This is a genomic window from Pelagibacterium flavum, assembly GCF_025854335.1.
GTDB lineage: Bacteria > Pseudomonadota > Alphaproteobacteria > Rhizobiales > Devosiaceae > Pelagibacterium > Pelagibacterium flavum.
In genome coordinates, this window is record NZ_CP107716.1 from 1,064,037 (window position 1) to 1,085,654 (window position 21,618).

The window sequence follows — 21,618 nt, forward strand, 5'->3', positions numbered from 1 at the left end:
TCAGGCGGTGGCCTCGAGCGTGGCGTCGCGGTCGATCAGCGCGATCTGGCCGCCATAGGCCTTGCGCAGGTTTTCCGGGGTATAGACCTCGGACACCGGGCCCTGGGCGATAACGCGGACGTTCAAAATGACCATCCAGTCGAAATAGTCGCGCACGGTCTGGAGATCGTGGTGGACGACGATCACGGTCTTGCCGGCATCGCGCAGGGCGTGGAGGATTTTGACGATGGCCCGTTCGGTGGTGGCGTCCACCCCGGCCATGGGCTCGTCGAGGAAATAGACGTCGGCATCCTGAACCAGCGCGCGGGCGATGAACACACGCTGCTGCTGGCCGCCCGAAAGCTGGCTGATCTGGCGGTCGGCGAAATCTTCCATGCCGACGCGGGTGAGCGCTTCGAGGGCGCGCTGGTGTTCGGCGCGTCCGGGACGGCGCAGCCAGCCGAGCTGGCCGTAGAGCCCCATGGTCACCACATCGAGCGCGGTCGTGGGGAAGTCCCAATCCACACTGGAGCGCTGGGGGACATAGCCGACCTTGCGGCGCTGGTCGGAATAGGGGCGGCCGTGAATGGTGACGTGGCCGGCGGTGGGTTTTATCAGATCGAGGATCGATTTGATCAGCGTTGATTTGCCGGCCCCGTTGGGGCCGACGATTGCCGCCATGACGCCGGGCGGGATATCGAAATCGATATCCCAAAGCACCGGCTTTGACTGGTAGGAGACGGTAAGATCCTCCACATGCACGGCGAGGCCGGGTTCGTGGAGGTCGGCGGTCAGTCGATCGACCATTGATGTGCCCAATCTGCAAGTGCATCGGGGAGTGGTGCGGGAGTGCCGCCAAGCGCTTCGGCGATGGCGACGGTATTGGAATGGATCATGCCGATATAGGTTCCGCCGGCGGTTTCGGGGGCGCCCATGGCGTCAGAGAACAATTCGCCGCCGATCTCGACCGGCTGGCCGGCCTCGTTGGCGGCTTCGACGACGGCCTGGATGGTGCGCGGGTTGATCGTCGATTCAACGAAGATGGCGGGCACCTGGCGCTCGACGATCAGGTCGGCGGTTTGCCGTATATCGGCGATGGCCGCTTCGGACTGGGTGGAAATCCCCTGAATACCCGCCACCTCAATGCCATAGGCGCGGCCATAATAGGCGAAGGCATCGTGGGCGGTGACGAGGATGCGCTGGGTTTGGGGGATCGAGGCGATCGTCTGGGCCGTCCATTCATCGAGCGCTGCGAGTTCGGCCCCGTAAGTCTGGGCATTGGCGTTTATCGTGGCAGCGCAATCGGGCGCGCTTTCGGACAATTGGTCGGCGATGACGGGGACAATTTTGGCCCAGAGCGAGACATCCATCCACAGGTGCGGATCGACGCCATAGGCGTCGTCGGTGGTGATCAGGTCTTCGCGCGCGACGCCCGCTTCGGAGACGGCGAGCGTGGGCACGCGCTCGGCATAGCGGGCAAAGACATCGCCGAGCTGACCTTCGAGGCTGTAGCCGGAATAGAGGATCAGATCGGCGCGGTTAAGGGTCTGCACGTCCTGGGCGGTGGCCTGATAAAGGTGCGGATCGATGCCCGGCCCCATCATGGTTTGAACGGCGACGCAATCGCCGCCCAGGGTTTCGGCGATATCACCGATCATGCCCACTGTGGCGACGACGGAAACCGGCTCCTGCGCTGAGGCGCTGAGCGGGGCGAACGAGAAGAGGGCGACGGTGGCGAGGAGGAAGGATCGGGAAAGCATGAGAACCATTATTGCACGTTGGTGGGAATATGCAATTGAATATGACAATCATTCGCATGAAGTCAATTGCAAATGCGAATGATTTGCAAAGTAGGGTCGGTGGAGGTGCTTTGGGATAAGTGGGTGGTGTTGGGGGGCGCTGCTTGGGGGTGCGGTAGGGATTGGGGGCAAGAGTGGTGCTTGGAGCAGGGTGGCGCTTGGAGCGGGATGGCACGTACGGGCAGGCGGCGCCTGCGGGCAGGGTGGCGCTTGGGGGCGGCGGTGATTGGGGGGCGGTGGTGATTGGGGCGCAAGAGTGGTGCGCGACCGGTACGGGCGTTGAGATCGGCAAGATAGTCGTTGAGATTGGTGCGTCACATCGATTGCGATGAGCGGTGTTCCAGCCATTGGAGTTGACTGTGAGATCGCCCAAGTTGCGTGGCGTATGGGCAGGACCAGCATTGTGCCGGCCTTTGGCTTGACCGGTGGGAATTCCTCAACCGCGATGCATGTTCAAGTTTGGGGGGATTACATGAGTATCGAGCAGACACTCGCGCGGCTTTCCGATCGCGTGAAATCTCATTCGAGTACAATGCTGACCGAGGAGGCCGTGAAGACGACCGTGGTCCCGTTCTTTCAAGCACTTGGCTAAGACGTGTTCAACCCGGAGGAGGTTGTTCCCGAGTTCACCGCGGACGCCGTAGGAAAGAAAGGGGAGAAGGTCGATTACGCCATCAAGATCGACGACCAGATCCGCATACTTGTCGAGTGCAAACCGATAACAACTCAACTGGACAAGGTCCACTTGGCGCAACTCTTCCGCTATTTCACTGTCACCAGTGCCAAGTTCGCCGTCCTGACCAATGGCAGAACATTCCATTTTCATAGCGACCTAGAAGAGCCCAACAAGCTCGATACGCGGCCATTCTTGAACTTCGATTTGTCGGACGTCCAACCGCATCCCTTGTCGGAGCTCAAGAAGTTTGAGCGGGCCGGATTTGACGTCGAGAGGATTCTGGCAACAGCCGAACGTCTGAAATACACTTCGCTGTTGAAGGCCGAAATTGCAAAGATGATCGAGAATCCTTCCGACGATTTGGTGAAGCTGGTCGCTGGGAAAGTGCACGAAGAGCGTGTTACCGCAGCGGTAATGGAGCAGTTCACCGGATTGGTCCGGAGTGCCTTGAGAGCTTATCAAGCCCCTCAAGAGTGGTCATGCGCGATCAGAAGCCCTATTGCGTCATCCCTGACGAAAGTCCGGCCAGATATGCCCGCACCTTCGCTGAGCTCAGACGCAGGCAGGCGCACGCAATTGGGGTAATTGCCAAATGGCAATGATCTAGGACGTCATCCGCTCCTCACGAGCAAACGGGCTGAGGCCAAGCCACTCCTGCATTCGGGCGGCGATCTCAGGTGGGCCGGTCAACTCGAGCCTTCCATCATTTACCGCTTTTTCGACCGAGTCCAAACCCATCCAGATCGCGGTCATGGTGCGCAAGCTGCATTCAGAGTAGAGATCAACCGCGTAGCCTGGATCAGCATAACAGGCCTCGATGCCGGACTGCGGATCGGCCAGCAACCAATAGTTCTGCCGCGCGGTCGGGAGATTGTTGAACACGAACTGGAGGCAAACCCGACGCTCCGGCAGCGGGTCGACGTTCAGGAAGCGATGCATGTCCCATATCAGCAATTCAGGATCGAGATTGTTGAGGGAAATTTCGCTTTCCACCCATCTTTGTCCCCATGCGCCGATCCCCATGACAAGCGGGCGAAGCTCTTTTCCGGCCTTTGTCAGGCGGTACTCCCTTGCACCCGAGTTGCCGCTGAAACATTGAACAACTCCTACCGCCTCCAATTCTCCCAGCCGTTTTGACAACAGCGTTGGCGACATTCGCGGCAGGCCACGCCGGAGATCGTTAAACCGCGTGCTGCCGCACAGAAGCTCGCGGATCAAAAGCGGCGTCCAGCGTGCACATAAGATCTCCGAAGCCATCGAAATCGGACAGAACTGACCGTAGCTGCCACGCATGGAATGCCTTCCTTTCCCCGGAAGCACTGATCCGTCGAGCCTAAGGGGCGCGTCCGACCCGGTCCAGTACAGTTTCAGGACTATCGCAACTCCAGTATTGCGCCGACCCTGGTGGTGCGCATGGAACCAGGGGAGAGAGTTTATGGTCACGGCACACAAAGGCACCTGCTTCTGTGGCAGCGTTGAAATCGAGGTTTCCGGCGCTCCGGAAGGGATGGGCTATTGCCACTGCACCTCCTGCCGGGCCTGGTCGGGCGGGCCGGTGAACGCGTTCAGCCTGTGGAAGCCCGAAAATGTGCGAGTCACCAAGGGGCAGGACCTCGTTGGCGAATATGCCGGCGTGCCAAACTCGAAGCGCCGTTTCTGCAAGCAATGCGGCGGGCACATCATGACGGATCACCCCGAATGGGGCGTCACCGATGTCTTCGCAGCCGCGATCCCCAGCTTGATCTTCGAACCGGGCGTACATGTGAACTACGCAGAGACCGTGCTGCCGATGCGGGACGGCCTGCCCAAGTACAGGGACTTTCCGGCCGAAATTGGCGGGTCCGGGAAGAAAGTGGCGGAATAGTGCCTATTCATGGGCCCAGCACGAGGAGAATCCGATGACTAAAATCGCAATTGTTCAGGAGCCGCCAGTCTATCTAGACCTTGCCGCCAGCATGGAGCGTGCCGTCGGACTGGTCGCACAAGCCGCCAGCAAGGGCGCCCGGCTGTTGGTCTTTCCCGAGGCCTGGTTTCCCGGTTATCCGACCTTCGCCTGGCGCCTCTCACCCGGTGCCGACATGGGAAAAACAGACGAATTGTTCGCCTTGCTGCAAGCCAACTCCATCGACTTGAGCCGCAATGGCATGGCTCCGTTGCAGGAAGCCGCCGCCGAGCATGAGATGGTGATCGTGGCCGGTTATCAGGAAGTTGATGGCGAGGTGTCGGGTTCGACCCTGTTCAATTCCTGCATCACCATCGATGCCGACGGCACCATCGCGAACAATCACCGCAAACTGATGCCAACAAACCCGGAGCGCATGATCTGGGGTTTTGGTGACGGGGCGGGCCTCAATGTCGTCGAAACAGCGGTGGGACGGATCGGTGCGCTCATCTGCTGGGAGAGCTACATGCCACTGGCGCGTTTTGCCCTGTATGCCCAGAGCATCGACATCTATGTCGCGCCGACATGGGACAGCGGCGCCACGTGGATGGCCACGATGCAGCATATCGCCCGCGAAGGCGGCTGTTGGGTGATCGGATGCGCGACGGCGCTCGAGGCTTCTGACATTCCCACTGACATCCCGCATCACGACACTTTATTTCCAAACAAGGATGAATGGGTGAACTCCGGCGATGCCGTGGTCTACAAGCCCTTCGGCGGGATCGTCGCCGGGCCCATGCACCGCGAGAAAGGGCTGCTTTCGGTCGAGATCGACGTCTCGGAAGCTCGAGCCTCCCGCCGGAAGTTCGACGTCAGCGGCCACTATTCCCGCCCTGACGTGTTTTCGCTCTCGGTCGACAGAAGGCACAAGCGGCCGATATCGTTCAGTTGACTGGAGGCCAGCGACTGGTGCCCGGCTTCGATCAAGGAGCCGGGCGAGAACCAGTATCGGGGTGGTCAGAGAGTCCGTCAGGTGTCAGTACCGCCGGAATCGGTCCGGTTGTCCGGCAGGCTTTGCGGATCTGGACCTCACCGCAGAGCGGTGACTTCACGGCGCAAAGCGCATGGGCCGGAACCGCACGGAGTTCTCGAACCTTTGTCATTCTACACAGCCATTCTGGCCCGTTTGGAAAAAGGCCGTCCTTGGGCCTAAGTTCCTGTTCACCTTGTGGCGGGCCGGCTTTGTGCAATCGGGGAGGTGCCGGGCTAGTGTGAAAAGGACCTGACGCGAACTCTTTGAGCATAAGGGGACAGAGCATGAAATATCTCCTGCGGGCCCTCGGCGTTCTCGCCATAGTCGTTGCCCTTTACATCATGGTCGGCGAACAGCTCGTCGGGTCGAGCGGCAGCGCCTTTGTCAACGCCCGTCTGGCCACCATTCGCACCCCGATCGAGGGGCGAGTCGAGATGGCGCCACTTGCCATCGGTGCCCGCGTTGCCGCCAATCAGTCGATTGCCGCCGTCAACGCGCGCCACAGCCAAACCGACCGCACGCTCGACTATGCCCGTGACCTTGCAATCGCCCGAGCAGAACGCGATGCGCTCGCCGGTGAGGATGGGGATGCCGCGGGGGCGGACGGTGATGACGAGAGCCTTCGTCTCAGCGCCCGCGTCCAGGCGATGCAATCGCTTCTGGAAGAACAGCAGACGGCCCAATCGCGTGATGTCTCGGCCAGTATCACATCGCCCGTCCCCGGCCTTGTCTGGTCGATCGCCGAGGGCAATGCCAGCCAGGTCGCCGCCGGCGCCACCATCGCATCGGTCGCCCGCTGCGACAGCGCCTTTATCCACGCCAGTGTCGATGAAAATCTCTACAACCGCCTCGCCATCGGCGACGCCGCCCAGTTCCGCACCGCGAACGGGCAAACCATCGACGCTACAATCAGCCTTCTCGCAGGCACCGGGCCACGCACGCTGATCGAAACCCTTGCCATCGCGCCTCGCGCCCGCCAGACCGACGGCTTCACCGTCCTGCTCAATGCTCCGGCGCTGACGGAGGACACCGCTTGCCCCCTCGGCCAGACCGGACGCGTGATCTTCAGCCGTGGCCCCCTCGCCGTGGTCGGCGACTGGCTCGACACCGTCGGGCTCTGATCTGATGCTTGCGGTGTCCGAAACCGTTTCGGCCTGGGCCCCAACCCTTTTGATGCTCGGGCTCGCGCTTGCGGTCATTCCGCTGCTCGACCGGTTCAATGGCTGGCATCGGGCCGTTCTTGCCGCCGTCGCGGTCTTTCTGTCCCTGCGCTATATCCACTGGCGCGCCACCGATACGCTTGCGCCTGCCGGCTTCACGTTCGACGCTCTTGCCAGCTGGAGCTTTTTCCTGGTCGAGGCCGTAGCGATGGTTTCCAGCATCTCGGCCTTCGTGCTTCTCTCCCGCCACCGCAACCGCTCCCCTGACGCGGATGCCAATGCCGGCTGGTGGGGCGAAAATCGTCCCACAGTCGCGGTGCTGATTGCCACATATAACGAGGAGTGGCCGATCCTCGAGCGCACCATCGCCGGTGCCAAAGCCCTGCGCTGGCAAGAAAAGACGATCTACGTTCTCGATGATGGCCGCCGGGAGTGGCTGGGCGAGCGGTGCGCCGAACTCGGGGTCGTCCATGTCACCCGCGACAGCAACGCCCACGGCAAGGCCGGCAACATCAACAATGCGCTCGACAGGCTTCGCGCATCAGGTCAGCCGCCCGATTTCGTGGCGGTGCTCGACGCCGATTTCGTGCCGCATCTGGGCTTCATCTCGAGGTCCTTGTCGTTGTTCAAGGACGAAACGATCGGTCTGGTCCAGACCCCGCAGCACTTCTTCAACGCCGACCCCATCCAGCACAATCTGGGCATAAGCCGCGCGTATCCCGATGAACAGCGCTTCTTTTTCGATCATCTGCAGCCGGCCCGCGATGCCTGGGGGATACCGGTGTGTTGCGGCACGTCCTCGATCGTGCGCTGGACGGCGCTCGATGCCATCGGCGGTTTTCCCACCGACAGCGTGACCGAGGACTACCTTCTCACGGTCCGCCTGCAGGACAATGGATATAGCACGGCATATCTCAACGAACCGCTGAGCGAGGGCCTCGCCCCCGAAGGGCTCAAGGAATACATCACGCAGCGCGCCCGCTGGGGCATGGGATTCATGCAGATCGTGCGTGGCCCGTACGGCCCATTCAAAGCCAACCGCCTGCGCCTGCGCGACCGCTGGGGGCTGATCGATTCCTTTCTGTACTGGGCCTCGATCTTCCCGTTCAAGATCGCCTGCATCATCTATCCGCTGTTCTACTGGTATTTCGGGATCATCGTCGTCGACACCGATTTCGACGCAATCGTTGCCAATTTCGGCCCCTATTACATCATGACAATGGCGTTCATGAACTTCGCCTCCAAGGGCCTGTTCGTGCCTCTCGTCCACGACGTCAGCCAACTCGTCGGCGCCCGCGACATTACCCGTGGGGTCTTTACCGGACTGTTCCGCCCGCACGGCCAGAAATTCAAGGTCACAATGAAAGGTGGCGATCGCACCAAGGCCACTGTCCAGTGGCCCATTCTGCGCGGCTTTCTCATCCTGTTCGGCCTCACCATCGGCGGCTTGCTGATCGGTCTGGTTTACGAGCCGGCCTTTGACGGACTGGCCGGCGACGGCAAGTTGGTCATCCTGTTCTGGACGCTCTACAATCTGGTCAGCCTCGCCCTGACCATTCTCGTGTGTGTCGAGCTGCCGCGCACCGCTTCGCTTCTCCGCCGCGACCCCGAGCGCGTCTTTGTCGCCTCTTCAGGCCGGCGGCTGGAGGTCTGGCTGGCCGATATCAATCAGGATGCCGCACGCCTTCGCGGCGTCACCTTGCCCGTCAACGCTCCCGCATCCGTGGAGATGGCCGGCATCGGCCTGATGCGCGGCACCGTGGCCCAATCGATCGGCGGTACTGTCGATATCGCGCTCGAGTTGACCGAGGAGCAGCGTCAGGATCTCTATGAAAAGCTCCATACACGCGAGGGCGAGCCGGGCACCGGATTTGTGGCAACCGCCGATCTTCTGTCAGGCGTCGCCCGTCGCATCTTCAGCACTGCAAGGCCGGGATGAATCATTCCGGCGGCGTGTCCGGCCGGCGGTTCTTGCGCCTGTCTGCATCCCTGGTCTGGAACCGCGCCAGCGCGTTGCTCAGGCGCGTCACTTCCCGATAGCTCATCAGTCCGGGCACAAATCCGATGTCCTCGCCCTTCGAGAGCCGGCTCGTTGCATCGATCAGCCCGCTCAGCGGACGCAGAAGCAGCGTCAGCACCAGTATTATCGCGAGAATACCCGCCAGTCCGATGAGCCCGCCCCCCATCAGCATGAACCGGGCAAACCGCGATTGCGCCTCCGCAAACGGCGCAGGGTCAAGCCGCAACACCAGGGACCAGCCAAAGCTGGGCACGTCGGCAAACCCGACCTCAGGCATGATGAAGCTGTAATAATCCGCACCGTCGGGCCATTGTTCGATGTAGGCGCCCGAGTTGACAAGATTGGCGGCCCGAAAGCTCGCCAGCGTCTGCACGCTCTGTGCGTCGACCGCCGGATCGGTCGACATCACAATATCGCCCGAACGATCGACGAGAAACGCGTCGAGATCGAGTGAGCCAGCCATTTCGGCCAGCAGATTGCGCACCCATTCCAAATCGATGTGAATGCCGAAGACGCCGCGCACCTGGCCCTGCATATTGGTCACCGGCAGCGAAAAATCCACGAACCTTGGGGGAATCTCAGCTTCGGGCGCAATCAGGTCGGCCAGCAGCACCGCTTCATGCGCGTCCCCGGCGAACGGCCCTTCCAAACCCCGCTGGAACCAGGGCCGCTGGCCGACGCTCTCGCCCACCAGCATGCCATCACTCGCGGCCACCACGGTGCCATCGGTCCGCGCCAGCCCTGCCCAGGAAATCTTGTTTTCGGGGTCCCGATAGCCATCGATGGCAGCCTGGAGGTCCTCTGCACTCTGACCCGGATCGACCCTGTCGGCAAACCCGGCGACATAGGTCCATTCCTCGGCCAATGCACGCCCGAGCGAGTCGGCGAGTGCCGCGCCGCGCACCTTTACCGCCATGGCCGACATTGTCTGCGAATATTGGGAGAGGCCGCGGTTGAACTGAATGGCTCCAACGCCAAGGGCGAGGAGCAGGATCGCGACGATGCAGCCGGTCAGAAGGGTGCGCAGGGACATGGCCGTACTCCAAATTCTCCCAGCGACAAATACTAGCCAATATCACCATTCGGGCCAACCGCTGCCCCGGCGCGGCAGTCGGGGCAGTTCAAAGGCGTGGCGAGGCGGGAGTGCCCGCATGGCCGGCGGGACGTGCTGGCGTTAGATCCCGAGGCGGTTTGGCTCACCCGTGTAAACGAACCCTGGCGTCGTTGTGTCTAGTTTCCCCGCTTGTCGTAGATCGAACGCCAAGGCTGATGTCCGTGCCAGCCACAGCGCTTCAACGGCAGATTTTGACATTTAGACGGTCAAGAGGGGCGTCGGATACGGGAGAAGGGCCAAGGATTGAAGCAGGGCCTATCGGTGTTCGACAGGCCCAAACTCACTGCTTTGGAGCCGGAACCGCCGGCCTCCGATGGAGCATCAGGATGGGTTTTCTTCGGTATCGGGCATCTCTGATTGCATGCTCGCATCGGCCTCGACGGCCACCGGTTCAACCGGTTCGGGCAGCTCGACCTCGATGAGCCGCTCTGCACACAGTTCCGCAGCGCCATCGACCGGATCTTCAGCGTTAGCAAATGTAGTCCAGCCGGCATCGGAAATGAAATTGTCCTGCGAGAAGCTGCTCTCCTCTGCAAGGGCGGCGAGATTGGTGCGGACATCAGGGGCTGCGAGGAACCGCTCTACACAGAGGTCAGCTGCAAGCGATGCACGCGCCTCTTGCGCGCTTGTCTCGGCCATTTCCGCAGCTGAACCACCTGTAACCCAGCCACCCCAGGCAAAGCCTACAACCATGGTCAACACAGCTGTTCCTGCGCAGGACCAGAAGAGTGCCACTTTTGAGGGACGATAGTTCGCCACTTTCTCTCGAATGTCTGCCAATTATAATTCCTCCGATTAACATGATTGCGCAGCGTAGGTGGCGGTGCCCCCGATGTCGAGCGCCGTGGCAACGAATCTCTGAATAGAAATACAATAACAACGAGTAACAATACTATATTGAGCTCAATATTAAGCGTAATTCTTCGCTATTATATTTATAGATCTTCGAAACACAATTATGTGATTTGGAGGATTAATTGGATTTGGCGTTGATGTCGGTTCGTTTTTCAAAAGATTTTTTAATCTTTTCGATTGTTCAAGAGCCTGTTTCTCCTGCAAATTGCGCCTTCAATTTGGGTTTTGGGACGATTTCCAGAACACGCTATCTAAGCCCGGTTGGGAAACTAAGGCCGGTGAAGTAATGTAAATTGAACCGCGATCACTCTGTGAACAACCTTCTGTTCGGAAAGCGAAGCGTAGGTGCCACCTGCGGGCTGTTGTTTGAGACAAGCCCTCTATGCGGTTTGGAAGGCAAAACAGTTCAAGGGGATGGAGCGCATGGGCCGAGGGGGCCGTCCGCTTGCCGTCCAAGGATGTGATGCCTTGTGCTGCCCAAGCCAGCCGCTTCAAGGCATCGAGAGGAATTTGCTCGTCGCTGAAGTCCCGAACGGTGCGGCGGCGGGCGAGGGCATCATTGATGGTAAGGTCGGTCATCGATCCGCATAATGACCATCGCGCTGCCCGATACAACCTCTGCCTCGAACATCGGCGCGAACGGTTCAAATCGACAACGTTGATGCCGTCGAACGTAACCTGCACGTGGGCAAAGTCGTCGTGACCCTCGGCGCGAGGAGCCGCCTCGGCGTCAGAATTCTTCGAAACAATCGTAGTTGCGCTGTCTCACGATCTTTCCGTCCTCGAAGGAAAAGGCGATCGCGCTGTGGGCGACCATCTCATTGCCTGCTGCAAGCGTCCCGACCGGGACGGCCAGCGTGCCGCGCCAGTTCACTTCGACGATGAGATAACTCCCGCGCTCTGCATATTCGAGCACTTCGTAGGACTGATTTGAAAGGAGCGTCCTGCTCTTTTCCAGATCGGCCGCCATTTGTGCGACCCCGCGCCGATCACCTTTCGCCTTGAGACGATTGGGCAGTTCGATCTGGACCGCATGGGGCGCATAGCACCCGATAACCGCATCCGTGTTTCCCTGCTCGATGTGTTCCAGATAAGCTTTGGCTAGCGTGATGAGCGACTCGGCCATTGTTCCCTCCTGCTTGCTCCTTGACGACTGGAATTGTATTCTAGTTCTAAGTAGAACGTTGTTCTAGTGAGGTCAAATGAAAAACCGGCGAGAGCAGATCCTGGATGCGGCGCTGGAGGTTTTTCTCGAAAAGGGGTTTGACGGCGCCACCCTTGCGGCCATCCGGCAAAGGAGCGGCGCATCGACAGGCAGCATCTACCATTTCTTTTCAGGCAAGGCCGATATTGCCGCGGCCCTGCTCAGTCACGCCACAACCGGCTGGGCCGCACAATCGGGGTCCCAGGCCGATCCATCGGATGCGGAGGGTTCGATCACATCCTCCGTGCACGGCTTTCTGCATTGGGGCGCCGCCAACCCAAAACAATTTGCCTTTATGGACGAGTTGCTGACGCGCTCGGGCACCTCTCCCGATTTCGAAGCTGTGGGTGAAATGCTTGCCGCGGGCCGGGCACGCGCCGGCGAGCTTTATCAATCGTGGGTTCAGATGGGGTCGGTTCGTGATCTGAACTGGGACGTGGCTTACGCGCTTATCATGGGCCCTGCTTACGCTCTCCTGCGTTCAGCCACCAAGGGCAAGCAAGTGTCGGATCTGGAAATCGACGTCGTGGTGCGTGCTGCCTGGACCGCAGTTCGCGCGGCAAGCTGACATCGGCTGCAAGCTCTCCGCCGCCTTTGCCAATAACCACACAAGACTGGTTTGCCTAGAAACCGCCCTGGGTGGGTGACGGCTCCTCTACCGTTTCCAGGCCGGCGGCGCGCCATTGCGGCAGGCCGTCTTCCAGCCGGCGGGCATGAAATCCGGCCTCGCGGAGTGTGGCAACTGCCTCGAAGGCATAGACGCAATATGGGCCGCGGCAATAGGCAATGATCTCATGATCCTTGCCCAATTCATCGATCCGCTGCTCGAGCTCGGCCAGCGGAATATTGGCCGCTCCCGGAATATGTCCCGCCGCATATTCGTCGGCCGGGCGAACGTCCAGCACCGTTACCAGTCCTGACCGCGCGCGCTCGAGCAGATCCTTGCGCGACACCGGCTCCATTCCGTCGCGCTTGTCGAAATAGCCCCGAACGATACGATCCATTTCCGCAACGTGCTGTTCGGTCACCACTCTGAGGGCCGAGATCAGCGCGATCACGTCGTCCCCGGCCAGTGAATAGAGGATGAACTTACCGTCCCGCCTTGCGCTCACGAGCCCGGCGCGCTTGAGTGTCTGCAAATGCTGGGACGTGGTGGCGATGGTCAGTCCGGTGCGCTCGGCTACCGCCTCCACGCTGCGCTCGCCCTGGGCCAGCAATTCGATGATTTCGATCCGGGCCGGATGCCCAAGGGTCTTGGCTGTCCGGGCGAATTGTTCGAATACGGCGCGCTTGGGCGAGGTGCTTGACATGGTTGAGCATTTGTCATTAGTACATTCAACAGAACTATTGAATGAATGGCTTTGGCCGTTTTGTCAAGGAAAGGCTCACCGATGATCGTCCGTCAGTTCCTGCATACCGACCCGGTCGGTGCCTCCTATCTTCTGGGCTGCGGTGGAAAGGCGTCGGGCGCCGTCATTGACCCGATCGGGCCCATCGAGCCTTATCTCGAGGCTGCCGACCAGACCGGCATGAAGATCCTTTACGTCATCGACACCCATGTTCATGCCGACCATATTTCCACCGGGCGTGAACTGGCCGAGGCTTCGGGCGGCCAATATGTGCTGCATGAAAGCGCCGATGTGACGTTCGATTATCACGGTGTCGCCGAGGGCGATGTGCTTGAGCTTGGCAATGTCACGCTCACGGTGATGCACACGCCGGGTCACACGCCCGAGCACATTTCCCTGCTGGTCACCGATCGGACGCGCAGCAATGAGCCCTGGTTCGTGGTGACCGGCCATACGCTGATGGTGGGCGATCTTGGCCGGACCGAACTGGCGACCAGCGCCGAGGATGGCGCGCGCAATCTCTTTGCCAGCGCCCAGCGGCTCAAATCCCTTCCCGATCACCTCGAAGTCCTGCCCGGCGCGTTTTCCGGCTCGGTGTGCGGGCGCAAACTCTCGGGAAAACCGTCCTCGACCATCGGGTTCGAGCGTCGTTTCAACACGGCCTTCGCCATAGAGAACGAAGCCGAATTCATTGCCGCGATGGTCGCCGACATCCCGCCGCCTCCGCCCGGCGCGGCGCAAACCCGCGCGCTCAATGCCGGACGCCGCCAAGCTCAATGACAGCCATACCGCACCAGTTCGGCATTGCCGAAAACCGCAGCCAGTTTGTCCACCAACTCGTCCAGGTGCTCCTGGTCGGTTTCGCCATCGGGATGACGCGAACGGTCGTTCCGGCGCTGGCCGAAAGCGAGTTCGGGCTGGAGCGCGGCTCTTTCGTGCTTTTGTCGGCCTTCGTCATCGCCTTTGGAGTGGTCAAGGGCGTACTCAACTTCGTGGCGGGCCGGCTCTCGGAGCGCATCGGGCGCAAGAAGGTTCTGGTGCTTGGCTGGCTGATTGCGCTCCCCATCCCGGTGATGATCGCCCTGGCGCCCAATTGGAACTGGATCGTCGCGGCAACGGTGCTGCTCGGGGTCAATCAGGGGCTCTGCTGGTCCATGGCGCAAACCTCCAAGCTCGATCTCACCCGCCCCAACCAGCGAGGGGTCGTTATCGGACTCAATGAGTTTTCCGGCTATGTCGGTGTCGGGCTGGCCGGCATCATCACCGGCTATGCGGCAACCCTTATGGGGCCGCGTGAGGGCCTGCTGAGCTTTGGCTTGATCGTTATCGGGCTGGGGCTTGTCCTTTCTGCGTTCTTTGTGCGCGACACGCTCCCCTGGGCGCATGCCGAAGCCAAATCCGCTGCTGCGACCGCGCCGCTCTCCACCTGGGAGGTCTTTGCCCTGATGTCGTGGCGCGATCGCCGGCTGGCCGCGATTTCGCAGGCGGGGCTGGTCGAAAAATTCGTCGACGCGCTGGTCTGGGTCATTTACCCGGTCTTTTTGTTCGCGCGTGGCCTGAGCCTGCCGGAAATCGGCTGGGTGGTGGGCATGTACGGCATGGTCTGGGGCGGCTCGCAACTTTTGACCGGCCCTCTCTCGGACAAGATCGGCCGCCACTGGCCCAATGTTTCGGGCATGTGGATCTGCGGCGCTGGCGTGGCCATGATGGTCCTCGGAGAAGGAATTGCCTGGTGGTCGTTTTCAGCGGCGGTCTCGGGCCTGGGGATGGCGTTGCTCTACCCCAATCTTTCAGCAGCGGTGGCCGATATCGCCGCGCCCGCCTGGCGCGGGTCGGCCATTGGCATTTACCGTTTCTGGCGCGATCTCGGCTATGCCATCGGCGCGCTTGGTTTTGCCCTTGCCGCCAATCTTGCCGGGCAGATCGAGGCGGCCTTCTGGTTTGTGGCCATTGCCATGCTGATTTCGGGCCTTGTGCTGCTCGTCTGGGGTGAAGAAACCCGCCCGCATTGAAAGCTGCGTTCGCGTGGCCAAAGCTGCGCCGCTCGGGGGCGGTCTCTGGCGCTATTGCGCAGGATTTGTCTGTCGGTGGCATGGCAGTCTGGGTATGGTTTTGACCCAGACAGAGGACTGCTATGGCCAAGGACCAGACACAGGCGAGTTATCTCGATCGATTGAACCGGGTCGATGATTATGTGTTTGCCCATCTCGAGGACGAGATTTCATTTGATCGGCTGGCCGAGATCGCGTGCCTTTCGCCTTACCACTGGAGCCGGATCTATTCGGCGATGCGGGGGGAGACAATCGTTGCGACGGTGCGGCGACTCAGGCTGCAACGCGCCGCCGACCGGCTGGCCAATTCGGGCGCCGATATCGGCGAGATCGCCAGCCGCGCAGGTTATGGTTCGACCGAAACGTTCGGGCGGGCGTTCAAGGATGCGTTCGGGATGAGCCCGGCGGCCTATCGGCAAGCGGGATCGCATGCGGCGTTCGCGCGGGCCAATGAAGCGGCGAACGCCGAGGGATTTGCCGTGGAGCTGGTTGCGCTCGCCGAGCGACGCTGCGCCGGGATCGACCACAACGGCAGCTACATGGAAATCGACCACGCCATGGGGCGGCTGTTTTCCGAACTTGCCGGCAGCCAGGCGCTTCCCGCAAGCCCGCAGATGATCGGGGTGTTTTTCGACGATCCCGATCTGGGCCCGGAAAGCGAGCTGCGCTCGCGCGCCTGCCTGCCGATTGGTGAGATGGTGGCTATCGACGCGCCGATGGTGGAAACCACGTTGCGCGGCGGGCTTTACGCGCGGCTCAATTATACCGGCCCCTATGCCGACATGCGCGGGGCGTATCGCTGGCTGTTGGGCACCTGGTTGCCCAAATCGGGATATGAGCCCGATGACGCGCCGATCTTTGAAGCCTATCTCAACGATCCGCGCGCGGTGCCGCAAAACCAGTTGCGGACCGATATCCATCTGCCGCTTAAGGATATGGGGTGAGCGCGCCGCCCGTGCCGCCCGATGTGGCGCAGGCGCTGTCGCGGCATCCTGCGCGGGTTCAGGAACAATTGCGCGACATCCGCCAGATGATTTTTGCGACCGCATCGGCAATTGAGGGCGTTGGGCCGCTGACCGAAACGCTGAAATGGGGTGAGCCGGCCTATCTGACCGAAAAGACCCGCTCGGGCACCACGATCCGGCTGGGTGTATCGAAACTGGCGCCCGACAGGGGCGCGGTGTTTTTCAATTGCCGGACAAACCTTGTTGGAAATTTCAGGGCGAATTTCGCTGATAGCTTCAGCTTTGAAGGCAATCGGGCGCTTATTGTTCCGGCTTCGGGCCGACTGGAGGAGACGCCGCTTGCGTTGTGCCTGCGGGCGGCGCTGACATATCATCGGCGCGGCAACGCTTAAAACGAAGGGATCGATTGTGGAGATCATCAGGGCAGGCGCGACAGCGTCGGGGAAAGGGCCGGCGGACTGGTTCACCGGCACGGTGCGGATCGACCCGCTGTTCAACCGGTTCGATCCCGAGCGGGTTCAGGGGGCGGCGGTGACGTTCGAGCCCGGCGCGCGGACGGCATGGCATACCCATCCGCTCGGTCAGACGCTTATCGTGACCTCGGGCTTCGGGCGGGCGCAACGTTGGGACGGCCCGATCGAGGAGATCGGGCCCGGTGACGTCGTCTGGTTTGCACCCGGTGAAAAGCATTGGCACGGGGCCGAGCCGGAGACGGCGATGACGCACATCGCCGTGCAGGAGGTTCAGGACGGCAGGGCAGTCGACTGGTTGGAGAAGGTTTCCGACGAGGAGTATGGGGCGTAAGCGCGGCAAGGGTTCATCGCCCGTTTGCGTGGGCCCTGGTGAACCCGGTGCTCAAGAGAGAACCGCCGGGTCTGCCGGTTACTGGATCCCGGCTCAAGGCCGGGATGACATTGGTGGGATATGGGTGATTTTGTGAGGCTTTAGGCGCCGAGACGTTCTCTGAGCCACGCCGCCCCATCGTCGAGCGCCCGCGCGGCGAGGGATGAGACCGAGACCGCTTCGAGAAACGCGTGGACCGAGCCGGGGTAGAGGCCGCCCGAGACCGGGACATTGGCCGCCTCGAAGGCCGATTTGAGGGCCAGGTTTTCGTCTCGGAGGATGTCGAGGTCGGCGATGGTCATGAAGGTCGGGGGCAAGCCCTTCAGGTCCGCGAGGATGGGGCTGACGAAGGGGTCGGTGCGCTGGGCGGGCTCGCGGATATAGTTGGACCAGAGGGTTTCCATTTCCGCGGTGCCGAGAAGATAGTGGCCATCGGCGAAACGCCGGTGGCTTTCGCTTTCCATGCGCGCATCGAAGGCTCCGTAATTGAGCACAACGCCGGAAAGCGCATCGCCATAGTCGCTTTCGCGCAGGGTGAGCGCTGTGGCAAGGGCGAGATTGGCGCCCGCCGAATCCCCGCCGATGGCCAGACGGGCCGGGTCGATGCCCCATTCCTCGCCGCGATTGGCCAGAAGGCGCACCAGATCGGCCAGAAGGGTGAGCTGGTTGGGGAATTTGGTCTCCGGGGCAAGCGGGTATTCCACCCCGATCACCGTGATGCCGGCGCGGGAAGCGTATTCGCGCATCAGCCGGTCATGGGTATCAAGACTGAAAAAGGTCCAGCCGCCGCCATGCAGATAGATCAGTGCCGGAAGCGGGCCGGGGCGAGGGGTGTGGATGCGGGTGCGCAGTTGACCGATAACCCTGTTGACCGAGCGGTAAAGGGCTGGGCCACCCTTTGCCCAGGGCGCGCGCACCGCTTCGGCGAACTGGCGCCGGGTTTCGATATCGAGGGTTTGAAAGGCAGGAAATTGCCCATAGGCGGCGGTTACGCCATCGACAAAGGCGATCAGCTCAGGGTCGAGCCCTTCGGCAAGCCGGGGGTCGGAATTGGGACCGTTTTGCATTAAATCATACTATAATAAGGCTAAGAAAAGATCCTTCTATAGTGGCGGGACCTTAAATCGGAATTGTGGGAATCGTTTCAATTGTATGTGCATGTCGGGCCGGCTCGAGAGTTACCGCGGCTGACCGGCCTCGCGCAGGGATCGATCCGTCAGGACCATGAGGCGGAACGGGGTGTTTTCGGGCAGCAGGGCGTGGGTGGCCAGGAGCACGGTGCGCCCGGCCAGCGCGTTGGGGAAATCCGCAAGGAGGGCCAGTTCGGTTTCCCGGTCGAGCCCGGCTGTGGGCTCGTCCAGAAGAACGATCGGGGCCGGAGAGAGCAGGGTGCGGGCGAGGCACAGGCGTCTTGCCTGCCCGGCCGACAGGGTCGTGCCGGTTTCGCCCAATATCGTATCGAGGCCGTGGGGCAGGGCGCGGATTGTGGTTTCGAGCCGGGCATTTTTCAGCGCGGCGTAAAGTTCGGCATCGGTGGCGTCGGGTTTGGCAATCAGGAGGTTGTTGCGCACCGTATCGAGAAAAACGGGGCTCTCCTGGCTGAGCAGGGCGATATGGGCGTGCAGATCGGTCTGGGCGATGTCGCGGATATCGGTGCCATCGATGCGGATGGCGCCCGATTGGGGATCGTAAAGGCGCAGCAGGAGGTGGAGCAGGCTCGACTTTCCCGCGCCGCTGGGGCCGAAGATGGCGATGTGTTCGCCCGGAGCGAGTGTGAGCGAGACCTCGGATAGGACCGGCTCGGCGTTGGGGTAGGCGAACGCCACGGTTTCAAATGTGATGGCGCCGGTTGTCGGGCAGGGCACCGGGCGGGCCAGGTCGCGTATGGCGATCGGAGCGGTGGCGATCTGGTGCAGGCGCTCGGCGGAGGCCAGCGCAGCGCCGAGCTTGCCGATGGAGCGCACGATGACGGCGGTCGCTTCGAAACTGCCCAGCGCGGCAAAGACCAGACCGGCAAGGACGGGGCCTTCAAGGGCGCCCGATTGCACGGCACTCAATCCGACAAAGACAATGGCGAGCAGCGCGAGGCCGGTGACGGCCTGCACGGCCGCCGCGGCAATCGTTGTGGCCAGGCCCTGACGGTTGCGCAGGTGGGCGAGGGTTTTGCTGGCCGCGTCGAAACGGGCGGCGACAAAGCCGGTCTGGCCGAAAACGACGAGATCGTCATGGCCTGCGATGGCGTCGAGCACATGGGCGCGCAAGGTGGCGGCGGCTTGGACGGCATCGCGGCCCAGCGTCCTGGTCGTGCGGGCGAGAACGGCGGGAATGACGAGAATGCTCGTGGCGATGGCGCCCAGATAGATCCACGCGGCGTCGGGCAAAAGGACGAACAGCACCGCCGAGACCGCGCCGCCGAGCACCAGCGCGGCAAGGAACGGGCCGATGGCGAGCAGGAAGACGGTATCGAGTGCGTCGATATCGGCGGTCATGCGGGTGACGAGATCGCCGTGGCGCAAGGAGCGATCGGCCAGTGGCAGGCGCGGGAACAGCGCGCCAAACAGCCAGCGGCGCAGATCGGACAGCAGGGTAAGGGTGGCGTTGTGGCCGACCAGTTTTTCAAAATAGCGGGCCAGGATGCGGATAAAGGAAAAGCCGCGCACCATGGCCGAGGGGGCGAAAAGATTGAACGAGACGCCGAGCGCGGTCAGCGCGGTGGCGGTCAAAAACCATCCCGAAACGCCGAGCAGAGCGGTGCCGGCGGCCAGCGTTACGAGCGAAAGCAACAGCGCGAGGGCAAGCCTTCCGGCGTGCGGCCTGAACAGAGGCGCGAAAAACAAGAGCGACTTCATGCGCGGTCCTCCCGCCTGCTCGCGGACGGTTTGGCGCGATGCGGCGTCGCCAGCAGCTTGCCGCCGGCCATGCGCAGCACGGAATCGGCGCGGGCGGCGACGGTCGCGGAGTGGGTGAGAATAATCAGGGTGCGGCCTGCGGCGAAGGCGAAGACCTGATCGAGCACTTGGGCTTCGGTTTCGGGGTCGAGATGGGCGGTGGGCTCATCGAGGATGATGAGCGCCGGATCGGTCAGAAACAGCCGGGCCAGCCCGATGCGCTGGATCTGGCCGCCCGAGAGCCCGTATCCGCCTTCGCCAACCAGAGTGTCGAGGCCGTCGGGGAGCGCAGTCGCGAACGCGGTCACCAGCGCGCGGTCGGCAGCGGATGCGATGGCGGCGCGGTTGGCCAGGGGATCGGCAAAGCCGATGTTTTCGGCGATGGTGCCGGTGAAGATGCGGGGCTTTTGGGCGATGAAAGCGAGGGCGCCGCGCAGATCGGGTTCGGACCAGTCAGCGACCGGGCGGCCATCCAGACCGATCGCGCCATCGAACGGGATCAGTCTGGTTATGGCGCGGGCGAGGGTGGATTTGCCGATGCCGCTCGGGCCCATGATGGCGAGGGTCTTGCTCGGGGGCAGATCGAGGTCGAGGGCGTTAAGGATGGGGGTGCCCAAAGCGGTCTGGACGGTGAGGCCGTTGATGGTGAGACCGGCAGCGGGTTTGCCTGCCGCAGCGGGCGGCGCGAGGTCGGCGCTTTGCAGAGCATCGGGGGCGGCGACGAGGCTTCCGATTTCGGCCAGAGCCGAGCGGGCGGTGGCGCGGTCGTGATAGTGGGCGGCCAGTTGGCGCAGCGGGGCATAGACTTCCGGCGCCATGATGAGGGCGAGCAACCCCGCGCTGAGGGTCAGGCCGGGGTTGATGCCGAGGAACCCCAGATAGGTCAGGCCGACATAAAGCGCGACGCCGGCGACACCGAGGGCGGCGAAAAATTCGAGGATAGCCGAGGACAGAAAGGCGATGCGCAGCACGGCGTTGGTGCGGCGGCGCAAGGCTTCGCTGGCGGCGTGAACGTCGTTTATGGCGTCGGCCTCGCGTCCGAAGAGCTTGAGGGTCAGCAAGCCGCGCAGCCGGTCGGCGAAATGGGCCGAAAGGCGCGAGAGCGCATTGGCCTGCCGGTCGGTGGCCGCCTGGGCGCCCCAGCCGGCCAGCGCCATGAACACCGGGATCAGCGGCGCGGTGAACAGAAACAACAGCGCCACGACCCAATCGATGGGGAACAGAACGACCGCAAAGGCGACGGGCAGGATGGCTGCGGCGATCATGGCGGGAAGGTAGCGGGCAAAGAAATTTTCCAGCCCGTCGACCTGATCGATCAAGGCCGCGGCAACGGCGCCAGAGGCGGGCTTCAGACCCAGCGCGTGGCGTTGGGCGAGAAGGTGGGAGAACAGGCGATCGCGCAAGGACTTCTTGATGGCTTGGGCGCCGATGGTGCCGGCCTGCTCCCCGATCATGCCCAGAACGGCGCGGGCAAGGATGATGACGGCCATTGCACCGATGAGCCCCATCACGGCGGCAAGCGATTCGCCATCCTCGATGGTGCGGCCCAGCGTTTGCGCCAAAAGCCACGCATAGACCACAAGCAGCACACCCGAGACGAGCGGGGTAACGATGGCGAGGGTGAGCGCATGCCCGCCCAGCGTCCGCAAACCCATGAGGTTGCTCGCGCCTTTTGCCGGTGCAATCGTATCAGTTGGTGAGGCCATTTTGCGTACCATACGCGAAAGTAAGGGCGTGGGGATGCGTTATCCCGCCGCGCGGCGCCTTGATCCAGGTCAATGTGGCCAAACGGTGCTAAAG

Annotated in this window: 22 protein-coding genes; 11 read left to right on the plus strand and 11 right to left on the minus strand. The window is 62.1% G+C overall.

The window, feature by feature from the left end; translation table 11 throughout:
• Together OF122_RS05295 and OF122_RS05300 are read right to left on the minus strand one after the other, a co-directional pair.
• Positions 1–786 carry a metal ABC transporter ATP-binding protein gene (locus OF122_RS05295; protein WP_264226769.1) on the minus strand — a complete coding sequence of 262 codons (786 nt, stop codon included), beginning with the start codon at positions 784–786 and terminating at the stop codon, positions 1–3.
• Positions 771–1,739 (minus strand): metal ABC transporter solute-binding protein, Zn/Mn family, encoded by a 969-nt coding sequence (locus OF122_RS05300; protein WP_264226770.1) that lies wholly within the window; start codon positions 1,737–1,739, stop codon positions 771–773. The genes OF122_RS05295 and OF122_RS05300 overlap by 16 nt, the downstream gene beginning before the upstream one ends.
• 634 nt (positions 1,740–2,373) lie before the next feature.
• Between OF122_RS05300 and OF122_RS05305 the strand changes: the two genes are divergently transcribed.
• Positions 2,374–3,039: a type I restriction enzyme HsdR N-terminal domain-containing protein gene (locus OF122_RS05305; protein WP_264226771.1), complete on the plus strand. Its 666-nt coding sequence runs from the start codon at positions 2,374–2,376 to the stop codon at positions 3,037–3,039.
• Between the two features lie 18 nt (positions 3,040–3,057).
• On the opposite strand, the gene OF122_RS05310 is transcribed toward OF122_RS05305, so the two are convergent.
• The gene (locus OF122_RS05310; protein ID WP_264226772.1) at positions 3,058–3,747 is read right to left on the minus strand and encodes a winged helix-turn-helix transcriptional regulator; all 690 of its coding nucleotides are present in this window, start codon (positions 3,745–3,747) and stop codon (positions 3,058–3,060) included.
• Positions 3,748–3,889: 142 nt separating this feature from the next.
• Between OF122_RS05310 and OF122_RS05315 the strand changes: the two genes are divergently transcribed.
• The 4 genes from OF122_RS05315 (at position 3,890) to OF122_RS05330 (ending at position 8,468) form a co-directional block, all read left to right on the plus strand.
• On the plus strand, positions 3,890–4,318 hold the full coding sequence (locus OF122_RS05315) for a GFA family protein (protein WP_264226773.1): 429 nt from the start codon (positions 3,890–3,892) through the stop codon (positions 4,316–4,318).
• Positions 4,319–4,352: 34 nt separating this feature from the next.
• Entirely contained in the window at positions 4,353–5,288 is a 936-nt protein-coding gene (locus OF122_RS05320) for a carbon-nitrogen hydrolase family protein (protein ID WP_264226774.1), read from the plus strand.
• 365 nt (positions 5,289–5,653) lie between these two features.
• A complete protein-coding gene (locus tag OF122_RS05325; protein ID WP_264226775.1) occupies positions 5,654–6,490 on the plus strand; it encodes an HlyD family efflux transporter periplasmic adaptor subunit in 837 nt (278 codons plus the stop codon).
• Positions 6,491–6,494: 4 nt separating this feature from the next.
• Positions 6,495–8,468: a glycosyltransferase family 2 protein gene (locus OF122_RS05330; RefSeq protein ID WP_264227611.1), complete on the plus strand. Its 1,974-nt coding sequence runs from the start codon at positions 6,495–6,497 to the stop codon at positions 8,466–8,468.
• A 1-nt stretch (position 8,469) separates the two neighbouring features.
• Here OF122_RS05330 and OF122_RS05335 read toward each other — a convergent pair whose 3' ends face one another.
• From OF122_RS05335 to OF122_RS05345, 4 genes are all read right to left on the minus strand, one after another.
• Positions 8,470–9,582 carry a cache domain-containing protein gene (locus tag OF122_RS05335; protein ID WP_264226776.1) on the minus strand — a complete coding sequence of 371 codons (1,113 nt, stop codon included), beginning with the start codon at positions 9,580–9,582 and terminating at the stop codon, positions 8,470–8,472.
• 402 nt (positions 9,583–9,984) lie between these two features.
• On the minus strand, positions 9,985–10,356 hold the full coding sequence (locus OF122_RS05340) for a hypothetical protein (RefSeq protein WP_264227612.1): 372 nt from the start codon (positions 10,354–10,356) through the stop codon (positions 9,985–9,987).
• Positions 10,357–10,731: 375 nt separating this feature from the next.
• Positions 10,732–11,097: a nitroreductase family protein gene (locus OF122_RS19735; protein ID WP_408636306.1), complete on the minus strand. Its 366-nt coding sequence runs from the start codon at positions 11,095–11,097 to the stop codon at positions 10,732–10,734.
• Between the two features lie 151 nt (positions 11,098–11,248).
• Complete coding sequence (locus tag OF122_RS05345) at positions 11,249–11,644, minus strand: nuclear transport factor 2 family protein (RefSeq protein ID WP_264226777.1); 396 nt, start codon at positions 11,642–11,644, stop codon at positions 11,249–11,251.
• 76 nt (positions 11,645–11,720) lie between these two features.
• On the opposite strand from OF122_RS05345, the gene OF122_RS05350 reads away from it, so the two are divergent.
• On the plus strand, positions 11,721–12,290 hold the full coding sequence (locus OF122_RS05350) for a TetR/AcrR family transcriptional regulator (RefSeq protein WP_264226778.1): 570 nt from the start codon (positions 11,721–11,723) through the stop codon (positions 12,288–12,290).
• A gap of 55 nt (positions 12,291–12,345) precedes the next feature.
• On the opposite strand, the gene OF122_RS05355 is transcribed toward OF122_RS05350, so the two are convergent.
• Positions 12,346–13,032 (minus strand): ArsR/SmtB family transcription factor, encoded by a 687-nt coding sequence (locus tag OF122_RS05355; RefSeq protein ID WP_264226779.1) that lies wholly within the window; start codon positions 13,030–13,032, stop codon positions 12,346–12,348.
• 81 nt (positions 13,033–13,113) lie between these two features.
• Here OF122_RS05355 and OF122_RS05360 point away from each other — a divergent pair, with 81 nt between their 5' ends.
• The 5 genes from OF122_RS05360 (at position 13,114) to OF122_RS05380 (ending at position 16,891) form a co-directional block, all read left to right on the plus strand.
• On the plus strand, positions 13,114–13,851 hold the full coding sequence (locus tag OF122_RS05360) for an MBL fold metallo-hydrolase (protein ID WP_264226780.1): 738 nt from the start codon (positions 13,114–13,116) through the stop codon (positions 13,849–13,851).
• The gene (locus OF122_RS05365) at positions 13,848–15,083 is read left to right on the plus strand and encodes an MFS transporter (protein WP_264226781.1); all 1,236 of its coding nucleotides are present in this window, start codon (positions 13,848–13,850) and stop codon (positions 15,081–15,083) included. The genes OF122_RS05360 and OF122_RS05365 overlap by 4 nt, the downstream gene beginning before the upstream one ends.
• Positions 15,084–15,205: 122 nt before the next feature.
• Complete coding sequence (locus OF122_RS05370) at positions 15,206–16,066, plus strand: AraC family transcriptional regulator (protein WP_264226782.1); 861 nt, start codon at positions 15,206–15,208, stop codon at positions 16,064–16,066.
• On the plus strand, positions 16,063–16,479 hold the full coding sequence (locus tag OF122_RS05375; protein ID WP_264226783.1) for a DUF1801 domain-containing protein: 417 nt from the start codon (positions 16,063–16,065) through the stop codon (positions 16,477–16,479). The genes OF122_RS05370 and OF122_RS05375 overlap by 4 nt, the downstream gene beginning before the upstream one ends.
• A 16-nt stretch (positions 16,480–16,495) precedes the next feature.
• The gene (locus OF122_RS05380; RefSeq protein ID WP_264226784.1) at positions 16,496–16,891 is read left to right on the plus strand and encodes a (R)-mandelonitrile lyase; all 396 of its coding nucleotides are present in this window, start codon (positions 16,496–16,498) and stop codon (positions 16,889–16,891) included.
• A gap of 140 nt (positions 16,892–17,031) precedes the next feature.
• Here OF122_RS05380 and OF122_RS05385 read toward each other — a convergent pair whose 3' ends face one another.
• The 3 genes from OF122_RS05385 to cydD form a co-directional block, all read right to left on the minus strand.
• Positions 17,032–17,997 (minus strand): alpha/beta hydrolase fold domain-containing protein, encoded by a 966-nt coding sequence (locus OF122_RS05385; protein ID WP_264226785.1) that lies wholly within the window; start codon positions 17,995–17,997, stop codon positions 17,032–17,034.
• Between the two features lie 111 nt (positions 17,998–18,108).
• Positions 18,109–19,779: a thiol reductant ABC exporter subunit CydC gene (cydC, locus tag OF122_RS05390; protein ID WP_264226786.1), complete on the minus strand. Its 1,671-nt coding sequence runs from the start codon at positions 19,777–19,779 to the stop codon at positions 18,109–18,111.
• Positions 19,776–21,524, minus strand: coding sequence for a thiol reductant ABC exporter subunit CydD (cydD, locus tag OF122_RS05395; protein ID WP_264226787.1), 1,749 nt, complete (start codon positions 21,522–21,524; stop codon positions 19,776–19,778). Before cydD ends, cydC begins: the two co-directional genes overlap by 4 nt.
• Positions 21,525–21,618: the final 94 nt, after the last annotated feature.

Coding starts and splice junctions, on each gene's coding strand:
- OF122_RS05320 (WP_264226774.1), top strand. CDS start 4,353: ATGACTAAAATCGCAATTGTTCAGGAGCCGCCAGTCTATCTAGACCTT.
- OF122_RS05355 (WP_264226779.1), bottom strand. CDS start 13,032: ATGTCAAGCACCTCGCCCAAGCGCGCCGTATTCGAACAATTCGCCCGG.
- OF122_RS05340 (WP_264227612.1), bottom strand. CDS start 10,356: ATGGTTGTAGGCTTTGCCTGGGGTGGCTGGGTTACAGGTGGTTCAGCT.
- OF122_RS05350 (WP_264226778.1), top strand. CDS start 11,721: ATGAAAAACCGGCGAGAGCAGATCCTGGATGCGGCGCTGGAGGTTTTT.
- cydD (WP_264226787.1), bottom strand. CDS start 21,524: ATGGCCTCACCAACTGATACGATTGCACCGGCAAAAGGCGCGAGCAAC.
- OF122_RS05300 (WP_264226770.1), bottom strand. CDS start 1,739: ATGCTTTCCCGATCCTTCCTCCTCGCCACCGTCGCCCTCTTCTCGTTC.
- OF122_RS05330 (WP_264227611.1), top strand. CDS start 6,495: ATGCTTGCGGTGTCCGAAACCGTTTCGGCCTGGGCCCCAACCCTTTTG.
- OF122_RS05335 (WP_264226776.1), bottom strand. CDS start 9,582: ATGTCCCTGCGCACCCTTCTGACCGGCTGCATCGTCGCGATCCTGCTC.
- OF122_RS05325 (WP_264226775.1), top strand. CDS start 5,654: ATGAAATATCTCCTGCGGGCCCTCGGCGTTCTCGCCATAGTCGTTGCC.
- OF122_RS05370 (WP_264226782.1), top strand. CDS start 15,206: ATGGCCAAGGACCAGACACAGGCGAGTTATCTCGATCGATTGAACCGG.
- cydC (WP_264226786.1), bottom strand. CDS start 19,779: ATGAAGTCGCTCTTGTTTTTCGCGCCTCTGTTCAGGCCGCACGCCGGA.
- OF122_RS05315 (WP_264226773.1), top strand. CDS start 3,890: ATGGTCACGGCACACAAAGGCACCTGCTTCTGTGGCAGCGTTGAAATC.
- OF122_RS19735 (WP_408636306.1), bottom strand. CDS start 11,097: ATGACCGACCTTACCATCAATGATGCCCTCGCCCGCCGCCGCACCGTT.
- OF122_RS05345 (WP_264226777.1), bottom strand. CDS start 11,644: ATGGCCGAGTCGCTCATCACGCTAGCCAAAGCTTATCTGGAACACATC.
- OF122_RS05360 (WP_264226780.1), top strand. CDS start 13,114: ATGATCGTCCGTCAGTTCCTGCATACCGACCCGGTCGGTGCCTCCTAT.
- OF122_RS05295 (WP_264226769.1), bottom strand. CDS start 786: ATGGTCGATCGACTGACCGCCGACCTCCACGAACCCGGCCTCGCCGTG.
- OF122_RS05310 (WP_264226772.1), bottom strand. CDS start 3,747: ATGCGTGGCAGCTACGGTCAGTTCTGTCCGATTTCGATGGCTTCGGAG.
- OF122_RS05365 (WP_264226781.1), top strand. CDS start 13,848: ATGACAGCCATACCGCACCAGTTCGGCATTGCCGAAAACCGCAGCCAG.
- OF122_RS05385 (WP_264226785.1), bottom strand. CDS start 17,997: ATGCAAAACGGTCCCAATTCCGACCCCCGGCTTGCCGAAGGGCTCGAC.